General features: G+C 62.7%; 13 protein-coding genes and 2 pseudogenes. 5 read left to right on the top strand and 10 right to left on the bottom strand.

Annotated elements, in window-relative coordinates; translation table 11 throughout:
* Window positions 1–236: 236 nt before the first annotated feature.
* From ACLD1Y_RS30160 to ACLD1Y_RS30135, 6 genes are all read right to left on the bottom strand, one after another.
* On the bottom strand, window positions 237–800 hold the full coding sequence (locus ACLD1Y_RS30160) for an NUDIX hydrolase (protein WP_194937944.1): 564 nt from the start codon (window positions 798–800) through the stop codon (window positions 237–239).
* 2 nt (window positions 801–802) lie between these two features.
* Complete coding sequence (locus tag ACLD1Y_RS30155; RefSeq protein WP_159963256.1) at window positions 803–1,555, bottom strand: GntR family transcriptional regulator; 753 nt, start codon at window positions 1,553–1,555, stop codon at window positions 803–805.
* Between the two features lie 114 nt (window positions 1,556–1,669).
* Entirely contained in the window at window positions 1,670–2,155 is a 486-nt protein-coding gene (locus ACLD1Y_RS30150) for a flavin reductase family protein (RefSeq protein ID WP_429481301.1), read from the bottom strand.
* A gap of 13 nt (window positions 2,156–2,168) precedes the next feature.
* Window positions 2,169–3,650 (bottom strand): aldehyde dehydrogenase, encoded by a 1,482-nt coding sequence (locus ACLD1Y_RS30145; RefSeq protein ID WP_429481300.1) that lies wholly within the window; start codon window positions 3,648–3,650, stop codon window positions 2,169–2,171.
* Entirely contained in the window at window positions 3,647–4,480 is an 834-nt protein-coding gene (locus ACLD1Y_RS30140) for an alpha/beta fold hydrolase (RefSeq protein WP_135291670.1), read from the bottom strand. The genes ACLD1Y_RS30145 and ACLD1Y_RS30140 overlap by 4 nt, the downstream gene beginning before the upstream one ends.
* 43 nt (window positions 4,481–4,523) lie before the next feature.
* Window positions 4,524–5,114, bottom strand: coding sequence for an amino acid synthesis family protein (locus ACLD1Y_RS30135; protein ID WP_159963252.1), 591 nt, complete (start codon window positions 5,112–5,114; stop codon window positions 4,524–4,526).
* A 229-nt stretch (window positions 5,115–5,343) separates the two neighbouring features.
* Between ACLD1Y_RS30135 and ltnD the strand changes: the two genes are divergently transcribed.
* The 5 genes from ltnD (at window position 5,344) to otnI (ending at window position 10,677) form a co-directional block, all read left to right on the top strand.
* Window positions 5,344–6,249, top strand: a complete 906-nt coding sequence (gene ltnD, locus ACLD1Y_RS30130) for an L-threonate dehydrogenase (protein WP_429481299.1) — start codon at window positions 5,344–5,346, stop codon at window positions 6,247–6,249.
* 10 nt (window positions 6,250–6,259) lie between these two features.
* Window positions 6,260–7,552, top strand: a complete 1,293-nt coding sequence (otnK, locus tag ACLD1Y_RS30125) for a 3-oxo-tetronate kinase (protein WP_429481298.1) — start codon at window positions 6,260–6,262, stop codon at window positions 7,550–7,552.
* Window positions 7,549–8,193, top strand: coding sequence for an aldolase (locus tag ACLD1Y_RS30120; RefSeq protein ID WP_429481297.1), 645 nt, complete (start codon window positions 7,549–7,551; stop codon window positions 8,191–8,193). The genes otnK and ACLD1Y_RS30120 overlap by 4 nt, the downstream gene beginning before the upstream one ends.
* A 93-nt stretch (window positions 8,194–8,286) precedes the next feature.
* The gene (locus tag ACLD1Y_RS30115) at window positions 8,287–9,747 is read left to right on the top strand and encodes an SLC13 family permease (protein WP_194937941.1); all 1,461 of its coding nucleotides are present in this window, start codon (window positions 8,287–8,289) and stop codon (window positions 9,745–9,747) included.
* 15 nt (window positions 9,748–9,762) lie between these two features.
* Window positions 9,763–10,677: a 2-oxo-tetronate isomerase gene (gene otnI, locus ACLD1Y_RS30110; protein ID WP_429481296.1), complete on the top strand. Its 915-nt coding sequence runs from the start codon at window positions 9,763–9,765 to the stop codon at window positions 10,675–10,677.
* 136 nt (window positions 10,678–10,813) lie between these two features.
* Here the strand turns inward: otnI and ACLD1Y_RS30105 are convergent, their stop codons facing one another.
* The 4 genes and pseudogenes from ACLD1Y_RS30105 to ACLD1Y_RS30090 all read right to left on the bottom strand — a co-directional run bounded on the left by ACLD1Y_RS30105 (window position 10,814) and on the right by ACLD1Y_RS30090 (window position 14,720).
* Complete coding sequence (locus ACLD1Y_RS30105; protein WP_429481295.1) at window positions 10,814–11,635, bottom strand: DeoR/GlpR family DNA-binding transcription regulator; 822 nt, start codon at window positions 11,633–11,635, stop codon at window positions 10,814–10,816.
* A 106-nt stretch (window positions 11,636–11,741) separates the two neighbouring features.
* Window positions 11,742–12,257, bottom strand: a pseudogene (locus ACLD1Y_RS30100) (methyl-accepting chemotaxis protein); the annotation flags it as partial.
* A gap of 348 nt (window positions 12,258–12,605) precedes the next feature.
* A pseudogene (locus tag ACLD1Y_RS30095) lies at window positions 12,606–13,685 on the bottom strand (HAMP domain-containing protein); the annotation flags it as partial.
* A gap of 144 nt (window positions 13,686–13,829) precedes the next feature.
* Complete coding sequence (locus tag ACLD1Y_RS30090; protein WP_429481294.1) at window positions 13,830–14,720, bottom strand: bestrophin family protein; 891 nt, start codon at window positions 14,718–14,720, stop codon at window positions 13,830–13,832.
* Window positions 14,721–14,808: the final 88 nt, after the last annotated feature.

Raw genomic sequence — 14,808 nt, 5'->3', positions numbered from 1 at the left:
CGCAATTGGCGTTTGCCTGATCATGTCTACCTGAATCGCGAGCGCGAGCCTGTGAATAAACAAGTCACTTGAGATCTGACGCGACAACTACGTTGACACACACCGTCTTTTCCAAAGTGACTCGCCGTAAGGGCGAAACCAATAGCCGCCGTTACCCAAATAACGGATATGTACACCGAAAAAATGCCATCGCAGGCAAGCCAGCTCCCACATTTGGATCCGGTTTGGCCCGGAAATCAGCGGATAAAGTGGATCTTGCCGCTATCATCATTGCCAATATAGATCCCATACACCCCAGCCTGCCGCTCCTCGATATACCGCTCAAGAATCTGCCGTATCGCCGGGTAGTAGATGCTCTCCCACGGAATCTCCTCAGGCGCGAAAAACTTATAGTCCAGCGTCTCCGGCCCAAACTGCCCAGTGATCTCCAGCGCAATGGCGCGAAAGATGATGTACACCTCGCTGATCCTGGGCACGCTGAAAATAGAGTAGGGCGAAACAATCTCCGCCCGCACACCGCTCTCTTCCCAGACTTCCCGCAGTGCAGCCTGCTCGGTGGTCTCGCCACCTTCCATAAAACCGGCCGGTAGCGTCCAGGTGCCGGGGCGCGGTGGAATCGCCCGTTGGCACAGCAAGTACTTGCCGTCCTGCTCGATGATGCAGCCGGCAATGATCTTGGGGTTGATGTAGTGGATATAGCCGCAGCCCCGGCACATCAGGCGCTCATGGGTGTCGCCCGGTGGCAGCTGGTGACCTAAGTCACTGCCGCCGCAGGTCGGGCAAAAGCTGGGGCTAGGCACGGTCAGTGACCTATGCGCGGTTCTTTGAGGGCGATGGGCAGGGTGATTTCCGGTAGCTTGCCGGTTTCTTCCTGTTTGCGCTTGAGGTAGTCCAGGGCCACGGCGGCAGCGGCGCGTACGTGATCGACACAGGCCTGGTGGGCGGCCAGCGGGTCGCGGCTCTTGATCGCCTCGACCATGCGTTCCATTTCCTGGTTGCTGGCGTCGCGGCGGTTTTCCTGGGACACCGAAGTGGCGCGCAAGTAGCTGATACGCGCCTGCAACTGGCGCAACTGGGTGGCGGCGACGTGGTTGCCGGAACCTTCCAGCAGCACGTCATAGAAGCCTTGCACCGAGTCGATCACCTGTTGCAACTCGCCGTCCTTGAGGGCCTTGCGGTTGTCTTCCAGGGCTTTTTCCAGGGCCTTGATGTCCTTGGCCTTGGCGCGCAGGGTGAACAGCTGCACGATCAAGCCTTCGAGCACGCAACGCAGTTCATAGATATCGACCGCATCGGCCAGGGTGATGATTGCCACCTGTGGGCCCTTGGCATCGGCAAATTCCACCAGGCCTTCGGACTCCAGGTGACGCAAGGCTTCGCGTACCGAGGTGCGGCTGACGCCAAGGCGGTCGCACAGGTCGCGCTCCACCAGGCGGTCGCCCGGCAGCAGCTGGAAGTTCATGATCGCGCTGCGCAGTTTCTCCAGCACGATTTCCCGCAGGGTGACCGGGTTGTGGTTGACCTTGAAGCTGTCGTCGAGGGGCGCGCGTTTCATGGGGGCTGCTCTGTCTGTAACGGTTAACTGGGGGCCGACTATGGGCCGAAAGTGTCGGCGAGTTTATCACGCTGCGTTCTTTAAGCGACAAGCCCGCACGGCCCCCAGGACGCCTTAAGCCAGGGCTGGCAACGGACCCAGCTTACCCTTGTGGTACACCATCGGCGTGACCGGTTGCGCAGGCAGAATCAGGTTTTTCACCGCGCCGACGATGATCGCATGATCACCGCCGTCGTATTCACGCCACAACTCGCACTCGATGATCGCCGTCGCGTTGGCCAGCAGGGGGTTGCCCAGCTCGCTCAGCTGCCACTCGATGCCTTTGGCCTTTTCCTTGCCCTTGCCCGCAAAGGCATAGGCTTCGGCGGTCTGGTCGGCGGACAGCAAGTGGATCGCAAAGCGCTTGCTGTCGCGCAGGATCGGGTAAGTGTCGGAGGCATAGTTGGGGCAGAACAGCACCAACGCCGGGTCAATCGACAGCGCGCTGAACGCACTGGCGGTGATGCCGACGATGCCGCCTTCCGGGTCGAGGGTGGTGACCACCGTGACGCCGGACGGAAACGAGCTCATCACGTCTTTGTAAATGCCGGGTTCGATCATGGCAGGGGGCCTCTTAGCGCATCACAAATGGGTCAGGCATGGGCGCCTGGGACAGGTTGATCCACACCGTTTTCAGTTCGGTATAGGCCAGCACCGAATCGATGCCGCTTTCGCGTCCATAGCCACTGTTCTTGAAGCCACCAATCGGCGCCATCGCCGATACGGCGCGGTAGGTGTTGACCCAGATGATCCCGGAGCGCACGTCCCGGGCCAGGCGGTGGGCACGGCCGAGGTCGCGGGTCCAGATGCCGGCGGCAAGGCCGAACTGCGAGTCGTTGGCGATGGCCAGGGCTTCGGCTTCGTCCTTGAACCGGATGACCGAGGCCACCGGACCGAACACTTCTTCCTGCATGATCTTCATCGAGTTGCGGTCGCACTCGAACAACGTCGGCTCGTAGAACCAGCCTTCGCCCAGGTTCTGCGGGCGTTTGCCGCCGGTGCGCAGGCGTGCGCCTTCGGCAATCGCGTCAGCCACCAGGCCTTCAACCACCGCCAGTTGCTGCGCGGTGGCCATGGGGCCCATTTCGCTGGCATCGTCCTGGGGGTTGCCGATGCGGATGCGCTGGGCGCGGGCTACCAGGCGTTCAACGAATTCGTCATAGATTTCATCCTGCACCAACAGGCGCGAACCGGACACGCAGCTTTGGCCGGACGCGGCATAGATCCCGGCAATCGCACCGTTGATGGCGCTGTCGAGGTCGGCATCGGCAAAGATGATGTTCGGCGACTTGCCGCCCAGTTCCAGGGACAGCTTGGCGAAGTTCTCCGCGCTACTGCGCACCACATGGCGGGCGGTGGCCGCGCCGCCGGTGAAGGCGATCTTGCGCACCAGCGGGTGGCGGGTGAGGGCGGCGCCGGTGCTGGGGCCAAAGCCTGTGACCACGTTGACCACGCCCGGCGGAATGCCGGCTTCGAGGGCCAGGCGCGCCAGTTCGAGGATGGTTGCCGAGGCGTGTTCCGACGGCTTGATCACGATGGTATTGCCTGCGGCCAGGGCCGGGGCGAGCTTGATCGCGGTCAGGTACAGCGGGCTGTTCCACGGAATGATCGCGGCGACCACGCCCATGGCTTCGTGCACGGTGTAGGCAAACAGATCTGGTTTGTCCAGCGGCAGGGTGCCGCCTTCGAGCTTGTCGGCCAAGCCTGCGGTGTAGTGGAAGAACTCCGGCAGGTAGCTGACCTGGCCACGGGTTTCGCGGATCAGCTTGCCGTTGTCGCGGCTCTCCAGCTGGGCCAGGTGTTCTTTGTTGTCGGCGATCAAATCACCCAGGCGACGCAGCAGTTTGCCCCGCGCCGTGGCGGTTAGGCCGCGCCAGGCCGGGCTGTCGAACGCGGTTTGCGCAGCCTGCACGGCGCGCTCTACGTCCGCTTCGTCAGCGTCGGGCAGTTGCGCCCAGGGTTCGGCCAGGGCCGGGTTGAGGCTGTCGAAGGTCTTGCCGGACAGGGCATCGACCCATTGCCCGCCGATGCACATCTGGAAGCGTTCAAGCGTCATGCAACGATCCCCTTTATTGGAGTGTTTTGGGCGTACACCGTGTCAAGAAAGCCCAACAGCAGTTGGTTGACCAGGCGCGGCGATTCTACCGGCATCATATGCCGTTGCTCGGCCAGCACTGCAACGGTGGCGCCGGGAATACGATCGGCCAGTTGCCGGGCCATTTCCGGGGTTGAGCCGGGGTCGAGTTCGCCAGTGGCGACCAAGGTAGGGGCGCGCAGGCTCTTGAGGTCGTCGGCGCGGTACATGTCCTGGGTCGCAAACAGCTCGTAGGTGGTGAGGTAGCCCTGGGGATCATTGCCCGCCAGGGTTTCACGCAAGGCCGCGATCTGCGCCGGGTTGGCCGCCTGGTATTCGCGGCTGAACCAGCGCGACAGCGCCGCTTCTGCGTTGGCATCCGGTCCGTGTTCGGCGGCCTGGGCGGTGCGGGCGATCACGCCGGCACGCTGCTCGGGGCTGCGGTTGAACACGCTGTTAAGTACCACCAAGCCTTTGAGGCGCTCGGGGTAATGCAGGGCAAACGCCCGGGCGACCAGGCCGCCCATGGAAAAGCCGATCACCGTGGCCTGGGGCAGTTCCAGGTGATCGAGCAGTTCCAGCAATTGGTCGGCATAGCCCAACAATGGCGTGCCGGCGGCCGGGCGCGGGCTGGCGCCGTGGCCGAGCATGTCATAGGTGATCACGCGGTAGTTCGTGGCCAGGCCAACGACTTGCCCGCCCCACATTTCTTTATTCAGGCCCACGCCGTGGATCAAAACCACAGGCTGGCCTTGGCCGGTCGCCAGATAACTGGTGCCAGCCGGGGTGCGTTCAGCGGTGAGCCGAATCATGGAGCGCTCCTGCATGCCTTTTTTATTGGGGTGCCTGCCTTGCTTACTGGGCCTTTTCGGCAGCCAGTTCTTCCAGGTCGATATAACGGTTGCCGATGCGTGGGTGCAGGCGGCCGCCGTCGGCGCAACCCAGCACCACGACGATTTCGTCGGCACGTGGCGAGTCTTCGATCTGCATTTCCAGGGTGATGTAGTGCGAGCGCAGGCCTTCGTCGTCCTTGTGCATCATCGGGATCTGGATCGAGGTGCCTGGGCCGCCGCGCTTGTTGGTGAAGCTCAGGTAGCTCTTGGCCTTGACCGCTTCACGGTAGTGGTTGCCAAAACGCAGGGTGTGGATGATTGCCGAGGCGTGCTCGATCTCGCCATCAGCCCCGACCACTGCGGCTTTACCGTAGGCCTCGATGTTCTCGGCGCCGCCGATGATGCCCACCAGACGCTCGACCATCAGTGCGCCGAGGTCGGAGCAGTTGGCGCGGATTTCCGGCTTGAGGTCTTCAACGAAACCACGGCCCAGCCATGGGTTTTTCAGTACGACGGCCAGGCCGACCATTTTTACCGGGGTGTCGGAGGCTTTGCCGCCTTCGATAAAGGTCTCTTCTACATAGCTGACGATTTTGCGAATTTCGAAACTCATGAGCGGCTCCATCTGAGGTGGGGTGGTTTGCGTATGATGGTATACCATAATACGCAAAGCACAAGCGTTGCGATGAGTTGCTCGACGGTCGTGGTTAACAGATGCAATGTTAAAAAATGTTAGATCGAAAAAATACTTCACATAATCTGTTCATTGGTGGATGATCGACTCCAATTCCAACGCGGCTCGCCGGTGTGGTGTGTGCCGCCGTTTTCCCCTGGAGAACCCCATGAATAATAAGAATGTCGGTGTTGTTGGTCTGGGCGCGATGGGGCTGGGCATCGCCCGCTCGCTGCTGCGTGCCGGCTTTAATGTGCATGCCTGTGACGTGCGTGACGCCGTCACCCAGCAGTTCGCCAACGAAGGCGGGGTGGCGTGCGCGTCGCCTGCGCAGATGGCCGAAGCCTGTGATGTGATCATCACGGTGGTGGTCAATGCCGAGCAGACCGAAACCGTGCTGTTCGGCGAAAACGGTGCCGTTGCCGCATTGCGTCCTGCCAGCCTGGTGATCGGTTGCGCCACCGTGGCACCGACCTACGCCGTTGAATTGGGCCAGCGCCTGGCCGACCAAGGCCTGTTGTATATCGACGGGCCGATCTCCGGCGGTGCCGCCAAGGCCGCCGCCGGCGAAATGACCATGATGACCTCCGGCCCGCAAGCCGCCTATGCCAAGGCCGAAGCCGTACTGGCGGGCATGGCGGGCAAGGTCTATCGCCTGGGCGACGCCCACGGGCTGGGTTCCAAAGTCAAAATCATCAACCAGTTGCTGGCCGGTGTGCACATCGCGGCGTCCGCCGAAGCCATGGCCCTGGGCCTGCGCGAAGGTGTGGATGCCGATGCCTTGTACGAGGTGATCACCCACAGCGCAGGCAACTCCTGGATGTTCGAGAACCGCGTGCCGCACATCCTCAAGGCCGACTACACGCCGCTTTCGGCGGTGGATATTTTCGTCAAGGACCTGGGCCTGGTGCTCGATACCGCCCGCGCCAGCAAATTCCCGCTGCCGCTGTCGGCCACCGCGCACCAGATGTTCATGCAGGCCTCCAGTGCCGGTTTTGGCCGCGAGGACGACTCGGCGGTGATCAAGATTTTCCCTGGCATCGACCTGCCGACCGCCAAGCCCGACTCTGTTTAAGGAACGCGTCATGACTACCGTTAACGCGCGCCCCTTGCTGGGCTGCATCGCCGACGATTTCACCGGCGCCACCGACCTTGCCAACATGCTGGTGCGTGGCGGCATGCGCACGGTGCAGAGCATCGGCATCCCCAGTCGCGAAGTCGCGGCTGGTTTGGATGCGGACGCCATTGTCATCGCGCTCAAGTCCCGCACCACACCTGCAGCCGACGCCGTTGAGGAGTCCCTGGCGGCCCTGGCCTGGCTGCGTGAGCAAGGCTGCGAGCAGATCTTCTTCAAGTATTGCTCCACCTTCGACTCCACCGCCGCCGGCAACATTGGCCAGGTCAGCGAAGCGTTGCTCAAGGCGCTCGGTAGCGATTTCACCCTGGCGTGCCCGGCATTCCCGGAAAACGGCCGCACGATTTTCCGTGGCCACCTGTTTGTGCAGGACCAGTTGCTCAGCGAGTCCGGCATGCAGCACCACCCGCTGACGCCGATGGGCGATGCCAACCTGGTGCGTGTGCTGCAAAGCCAGACCCAGTTGCCGGTGGGCCTGCTGCGCTATGACAGTGTCGCGGCGGGCGTTGACGCCACCCGCAGCAAAATCGCCGAACTGCGCGCCCAAGGCGTCGGCATTGCCATCGCCGATGCGTTGTCGGATCAAGACCTCTACACCCTCGGCAGCGCCTGCGCCGACCTGCCGTTGCTCACCGGCGGTTCGGGCCTGGCCCTGGGTTTGCCGGATAACTTCCGTCGCGCCGGCAAGTTGCGTGACTTTGATGTGGCGTCGTTGCCCGTGGTGGGTGGTGGTGAAGTGGTGCTGGCCGGCAGTGCGTCGGTGGCCACCCTCGGTCAAGTTGCGGCCTGGCGTGAGGCCGGTCGCCCGGCGCTGCGCATCGACCCGCTGGCCGTGGCGGCCGGTGAGCCGGTGGTTGAACAGGCCCTGGCATTTGCCCGTGACACTGCGCACACCGTGTTGATCTACGCCACCAGCACCCCGGACGAGGTCAAGGCGGTGCAGCAGCAACTGGGCGTCGAGCGTGCCGGTGCGTTGGTGGAAGATGCGCTGGGCGAGATCGCCCGGGGCCTGCGCGACAGCGGGGTGCGGCGCTTTGTGATTGCTGGCGGCGAAACCTCTGGCGCGGTGGTCAAGGCGCTGGGCGTGAACCTGCTGCAGATCGGCGCGCAGATTGATCCGGGCGTACCGGCCACGGTCAGCAGCTCTGCCGAGCCCCTGGCGTTGGCGCTTAAATCGGGCAACTTCGGTGGCCGTGATTTCTTCGCCAAAGCCCTCGTGCAACTGGCCGGAGGTGCCCAATGAGCGGTATCGACGAACAGGCCCAGCGCGAAGAAATCTGCGATGTCGGCCGCAGCCTGTATCAGCGCGGCTATACCGTCGGCAGCGCCGGCAATATCAGTGCGCGTCTCGATGATGGTTGGCTGATTACCCCAACGGACGTGTGCCTGGGGCGCTTGACGCCCGCGGCGATCGCCAAGGTCAATCTGAAAGGGGAGTGGGTCTCTGGCGACAAACCGTCCAAGACCCTGGCCCTGCATCGCCAGGTGTATGACCGCAACCCTACGGTGGGCGGCGTGGTGCACACCCATTCCACCCACCTGGTGGCGCTGACCCTGGCCGGGGTGTGGCGTGCGGACGATATCTTGCCGCCGCTCACGCCCTACCAAGTGATGAAGGTCGGGCACATCCCGTTGATCGGCTACCAGCGCCCCGGTTCGCCGAAGGTGGCCGAGCAGGTCGCGCAACTGGCCAACAGCGTGCGCGGCGTGATGCTTGAACGCTTGGGGCCGGTGGTCTGGGAAAGCTCGGTGGCCAAGGCCAGCTACGCCCTGGAAGAACTGGAGGAGACGGCACGCCTGTGGCTGATGAGCAACCCCAGGCCTGCGCCGCTGGATCAGGCTGCACTGGATGAACTGCGCGAGACGTTCGGCGCGCACTGGTAATACCCACACATCGCACGCGTTGCCCCGAACACCTGCTCAGGCGTTCGACGGCCCCGGCTTGCTTGAAAAACAATAACAACAGGACATTCTCGAATGAGCCCACTGATTTTGATGTTGACCGCCGGCGCCGGTATCGCGCTGCTGCTGTTCCTGGTTCTCAAGTACAAATTCCAGCCGTTTGTCGCGCTGATGCTGGTGAGTATCGTGGTAGCGCTGGTGGCCGGGGTGAAACCCGCTGACCTGGTGGCAACCATCGAAGGCGGCATGGGCAAGACCCTGGGGCATATCGCGATCATCATTGCCTTGGGCGCGATGATCGGGCGGATCATCGAGTTGTCCGGCGGCGCCGAGGCGCTGGCCAAGACCCTGATCGAACGCTTCGGTAACAGCCGCACGCCACTGGCGCTGACCATCGCCGGGTTCATTATCGGTGTGCCGGTGTTCTTTGAAGTCGGGGTGATCATCCTGATGCCACTGGCCTATGGCGTGGCTCGCCGGGCGCGCAAACCGCTGCTGGTGTTTGCGTTGCCGATGTGTGCCGCGTTGCTCACCGTGCATGCCTTCCTGCCGCCCCATCCGGGTGCCGTGGCCGCTGCCAGCCAACTGGGTGCGGACCTGGGCCGGGTGCTGATGTTCGGCCTGCCGATCACTGCATTGCTGTGCTACATCGGCTACCGCGTGGCGGGGCGCATGACCCGTCGCTTCTACCCGATGACCGACGATATCCGCGCCGAAGTCTATGGGCCGCACGTCACCAACGCCGACTTGCAGGCCTGGACCAACGGCAATGACCACGCGGTGCAGCAGGCCGCCGTAGCCGAGTCCCACATGGGCCTGGAAGAATCCACCAGCGCCATCGCGTCCAAGTTGCCGCCGGCACCGGCGCCGGGTTTTGGCTTGATTGTCAGCCTGATTCTGCTGCCGATTGTGTTGATCTTGCTGGGCACATTGGCCACCTCATTGTTGCCGGTGGAGTCCACCTTGCGTGGGGTGATGACGGTACTCGGCGCGCCGCTGGTGGCGTTGCTGATCGACACCTTGCTGTGTGCCTGGCTGCTGGGTTCGCGCCGTGGCTGGAGCCGCAGCCAGGTCTCGGACGTGATTGGCTCGGCCTTGCCAGGTGTGGCCATGGTGATCCTGATCGCCGGCGCCGGCGGGGTGTTCGGCAAGGTGCTGGTAGACACCGGCATTGGCGCGGTAGTCTCCGACATGCTGCGCACCACCGGCCTGCCGGTGCTGGCCCTGGGCTTCCTGTTAACCATGCTGTTGCGTGCCGTGCAGGGTTCTACCACCGTTGCGCTGGTGACCACGGCGGGGATCATCAGCCCGTTGATCGTTACGCTGAACCTCACCCCCAACCACCTGGCGCTGCTGTGCCTGGCCATGGGCGGTGGCGGCTTGGCGATGTCCCATATCAACGATGCCGGCTACTGGATCTTCACCAAGCTGGCCGGGCTTAATGTGGCGGACGGCCTGCGCACCTGGACCGTGATCACCACCTTGCTCGGCACCTTGGGTTTCTTGATTACCCTGCTGATCTGGCCTTTTGTCTGACTCCCGGGAGTTTTTATGCCTCGTTTCGCTGCCAACCTGAGCATGCTGTACCCGCAACACGACTTTCTTGATCGCTTCGCCGCGGCGAAGGCCGATGGTTTTGACGCGGTGGAATACCTGTTCCCCTACGACTACAGCGCGGCTGACCTCAAGCAGCGCCTGAGTGATAACGGCCTGGTGCAGGCGCTGTTCAACGCGCCTCCGGGTGACTGGGCGGCGGGGGAGCGGGGCATTGCCACTTTACCGGGGCGCGAGGCCGAGTTTCGCATCGGCTTCGACCGGGCGCTGGAATACGCCGCCGTGCTGGGCAACGACCGCGTGCATGTGATGGCCGGCCTGCTGCCCTCCGAATCCCTGCGCCAGCGACACCATGCCGTGTACCTGGAAAACCTCGCCTATGCCAGCGCGGCGGCGGCCAGGGTGGGCGTCACGGTGTTGTTGGAGCCGATCAACACCCGCGACATGCCGGGGTTCTTCCTCAATCGCCAGGACCAGGCCCAGGCGATCTGCCGTGAAGTGGGCGCGAGCAACCTCAAGGTGCAGTTCGATTGCTACCACTGCCAGATTGTCGAAGGTGATGTGGCGACCAAGTTGCGCCGGGATTTCGCGGGGATTGGGCATATACAGATTGCTGGTGTGCCGGATCGGCATGAGCCGGATTTGGGCGAGCTGAATTACGGCTATCTGTTCGACCTGATGGACCAGTTGGGCTACACCGGTTGGGTGGGTTGCGAGTATCGGCCGAAGGGTGACACCTCCACCGGCTTGCAATGGCTGCGTGACTGGAAGGCNGGCGAGCTGAATTACGGCTATCTGTTCGACCTGATGGACCAGTTGGGCTACACCGGTTGGGTGGGTTGCGAGTATCGGCCGAAGGGTGACACCTCCACCGGCTTGCAATGGCTGCGTGACTGGAAGGCGACCCGGTAACCGAGCCGAGCGCAGTTCAAAATGTGGGAGGGGGCTTGCTCCCGATGACAGTGTGTCAGTCACTGCATGTGTTGACTGAACCACTGTCATCGGGAGCAAGCCCCCTCCCACAGTTGATTGCATTTCAAAGGGAAGATCAGGCTGGCAACTGATCCCCAGGCAACATCAACTCAATCCCCCGCTTACGAATCCCATCCGCCGCTGCCGGGGCCAGGCCGTCGTCGCTGATGATCACGTCGAACGGTTCCAGCCCGGCAATGCGGTACATGCTGAACGTGCCGTACTTGGAGCTGCTCGCCACCAACACCACCTGGGACGCCGATTGCATCGCCACTTGCTTGACCTCCACCTTCAACGCCGAAGGCGTGGTGATGCCGCGGTGCAAGTCCCAGGAGCTGGTGGACACAAACGCAATATCGGTGACGATCTGGCGCAAGGTCGCCACCGCCAGCCCGCCGACCGAAGAGTGGTTGTCATGGTCCAGCTGGCCGCCGGTGTGAATCACCGTCACCTGCTGTGCATCCATCAACGCCTGCACGATCCCGAAGTCGTTGGTCACCACGGTCATGCCCGACAGTGCCTTGATATACGGCACGATCTCCAGGGTGCTGGTGCCGGCGTCCAAATATACCGTCATGTCCGCATGCAGCAAGCGCGATGCCAGGCGGGCCATGGCTTGCTTTTGCGGCAGTTCCACCACGGCCTTGGACTGATGGCTCGGCTCGCTGTGCAACTGGCTGGCGATGCGCACGCCACCGGTGACCGAATAGGCCAGGCCTTCCTGTTCCAGCAGCGCGATATCGCGACGCACGGTCATGTGCGAGCAGTCGAACATCTCCATCAACTGGTGCACGCTCATCACCTGATGCTTGCGCAGTTGCCGCAGGATTTGCTCGCGACGCTGCTCGGGGATCATTGGGGCGCTGCTGTCGGGGGCGGTGTCCTTGGGGGTGGGCATTGAGGCTCCGGGGCGGTGTGGCTAATGTCGGGAAACTGCCGCACATAGTAGCGAATACATGCGGTGTTCGCCTGCCCCCTTGCAGGCGAACGCCGTGTGAAACGGCCTAGAACTTGAACCGCCCCACCAACCCCTTGAGCTGACCGGAGATATCCGTAAGCCGGCCTGACCCGGTCTGTGCCGAATGCGCAAACCCTTCCACCAACTGCGCATCGGCATGGATCTGTGCGATGTGGCGGTTGATCTCTTCGGCCACCTGGTGCTGCTCTTCGGCGGCGGTGGCGATCTGGGTGTTCTGGTCGCGGATCGAGTCCACCGAGCCACGGATCTTGTCGAAGCTGTCGCGGGCCTGCTGGATGCGTTCCACACTGGTGTGGGACACCAGCAGGCTGCCTTGCATCTGTTGGGTGACTTCCTGAGTGCGGCGGGCCAGGTTGCCTAGCAGGCTGTCGATTTCGCCGGTGGAGTCAGCGGTGCGGCGGGCCAGGGCGCGTACTTCGTCGGCGACGACCGCAAAGCCTCGGCCCTGGTCACCGGCGCGCGCAGCTTCAATCGCCGCGTTAAGCGCCAACAGGTTGGTTTGCTCGGCAATCGAGCGGATGGTGTCGAGAATGGTGTTGATGTTCTGGCTGTCCTGCTCCAACAGCTGCATGGTCTGGGTCGACTTTTGCAGGTCTTCGCTGAGCTTGAGCACGCTGCCGGTGGCTTCGCCGATGTGCTGCTGACCGTCGTGGACATCGCGGTAGCCTTCATCTGCACTGGTGGCGGCAGCACTGCAAGAGCGGGCGACTTCGTTGGCGGTGGCGACCATTTCGTTGAATGCGGTGCTCACCAGCTCCACGGCTTCGCGCTGGCGACCGGCGGCCTGGTTCATGTTGTTGGCCACTTCGCTGGTATCGGCGGCGGCGGTTTGCAGGTCGGAGGAGGCGTTGCCGATGCGCTGCACCAACTGGGCGATCATGCTCAGGAACTGGTTGAACCAACCCGCCAGGCTGGCGGTTTCGTCCTTGCCTTGCACCTTGAGCTGGCGGGTCAGGTCGCCTTCACCTTCGGCAATCTCTTGCAGGCCGTCGGCCACACCACGGATCGGGCGGACGATCACGCTGGCGAAACTGGCGCCGACAATCGCGAATACCACCGCCAATGCGGCGGCAATCGCGGCGATCAGCCACGTGAGGCTGGTGGCGCCGGCCAGCACTTCGTCGCGCTTGATCAGGCCGATAAAGCGCCAGCCCAAATCTTTGGAGCTGACCACGTTGGCCATGTAGGCCACGCCGTCGATGTCGATTTGGGTTACGCCGTCGCCGCGCTTGGCCAGCTCGGCATAGTTGGGACCCAGGTCGGCCAGGGGCTTGAAGTTGTGCTTGGCGTCGCTGGGGTCGACCAGCACGTTGCCGTTGGCTTCTACCAGCATCAGGTAGCCGCTGTCGCCCAGCTTGATGTTGCGCACCAGCTCAGTGAGCTGCTTGAGGGACACGTCCAGGCCGACCACACCGAGGATGTTGCCGGTGGCATCGGCCACGGTGTGCACGGTGCCGATCAGCACCACGTCATCCGGCGCCCAGTAGTAGGCGCCTGTGCGCACGGTGGTGCCTGGCGCGGCGATGGCGGCCTTGTACCAGGGGCGTACGCGTGGGTCGTAGTTGTTCAGCTTGGTGTCGTCGGGGTAGCTGGCGTAGCCGCCGTCGGCAAGGCCCAGGGACAGGTAGGCGGTGCTGGGGTGGCTTTTGGCGAACTGGTCGAAGATCGCCAGCAGCTCTTTATTCGTTTGGGTCAGGGGGATTTGCGCGGCGTCGGCGCCGGCGTAGTTCTTGAGGTCCTTGGCCGCGAGGATGCGCGGGTCCTTGGCTACAAATTCGACGTTCTGGCTGATGCCGTCGAAGAATTGCTTCATGCCATTGTCGATCTGGCGGATCTCGCGGCCGCTGCTGTCGAGGAAGTTGGCCAGGGCTGCGTCACGCAGGTTCAGTACGACCAACACGGCCACCAGGATAACGGGCACGCACGCGATGGCCGCAAACGCCCAGGTCAGCTTTTGCTTGATGTTCATGATTTCTCCTGCGGGTATTTATAGTTTTGGCAAGGCAGAAACAGTAGCGGTGGGCGTCGCATGCGTTGTTATGAAAGGGTGAAGTGCATGCGTACCCCCGCTATATCGACTGCGGGGTCACGCACTTGAGGCCGGGGAGAAGGTTTAACCGATGCGCTCGCCACCCAGCGCATCCCGTTGCATCGATTGCAGGTTTTTCTCGATGGTTTCGCAGATAGTTTCCATCTGGATCTGGTGCTCGCTGGCGCGGAACGGGCTTTGCAAATCGGTGCCGATGCGTTCGATGGCCAGCAGCATAAAGCCCACCACGGTGGACGCCAGCGGGGTGAACCAGCCCAGGGATTCCACCAGGCCCACCGGCACGATCAGGCAGAACAGCGAGATAAACAGCCGTGGGAAGTACACGTAGGGGTAGGGCAGTGGGGTGTTGGCGATACGTTCCATGCCGCCTTGGGCGTTGGACAAATCCACCAGGGTCGACTCCAACCGCGCAAGGCGAATGCTGTCCAGGTGGCCTACCTTGTATTCCTTGGCCAGCAGCGCGGCGGAGCCGGTGAGGATATCGTTGGCAAAGTTATTGGTGGCGCCGCTGCGGGCGAATTCATCGGCGGGGATAAACGCACGCACCTCGTCGGGGCACGGCTGGCCTTTGAGGTGCGCGGCCAGGCAATTCACATAAGCGACATGACGGCGCAGTAGGGTGGCCTTGACCGGGTTCACGTCGTGGCCGGGGTCATCGAGCAAGGTCAGCACCTGGCGCGCAAAACTGCGGGAGTTGTTGACCATCGCACCCCACAGCGTGCGCGCTTCCCACCAGCGGTTATAGGCGCTGCTGTTACGGAAACTGATGAGCACAATCAGGGCCGAACCCAGCAGGGTCAGGGGCATCAGCGGCAGATTGAGCTTGGCGTTGAGAAACAGCATGAAATCCACCGTAACGGCGATATCCCACAACAATAGCCAGAACAGGGCCCAGCCTACGTAGCCCATGGTCTTGATGATCAGGCGGTATTTTTTGACGATGGCGGCTTTCAAACGAGGACCTCGCGGCGAGCGGTAAGCAACAATGCCTTAGCTCGGACGCGGGTTAGCGGGGAAAGGTTCGCCGGTTAGCTGAAGCGAA

It is taken from the genome of Pseudomonas sp. 18175 (genome assembly GCF_050432925.1).
In the GTDB taxonomy this organism is placed as follows: Bacteria; Pseudomonadota; Gammaproteobacteria; order Pseudomonadales; family Pseudomonadaceae; genus Aquipseudomonas.
This window is presented reverse-complemented; position numbering and strand designations above follow the sequence as displayed.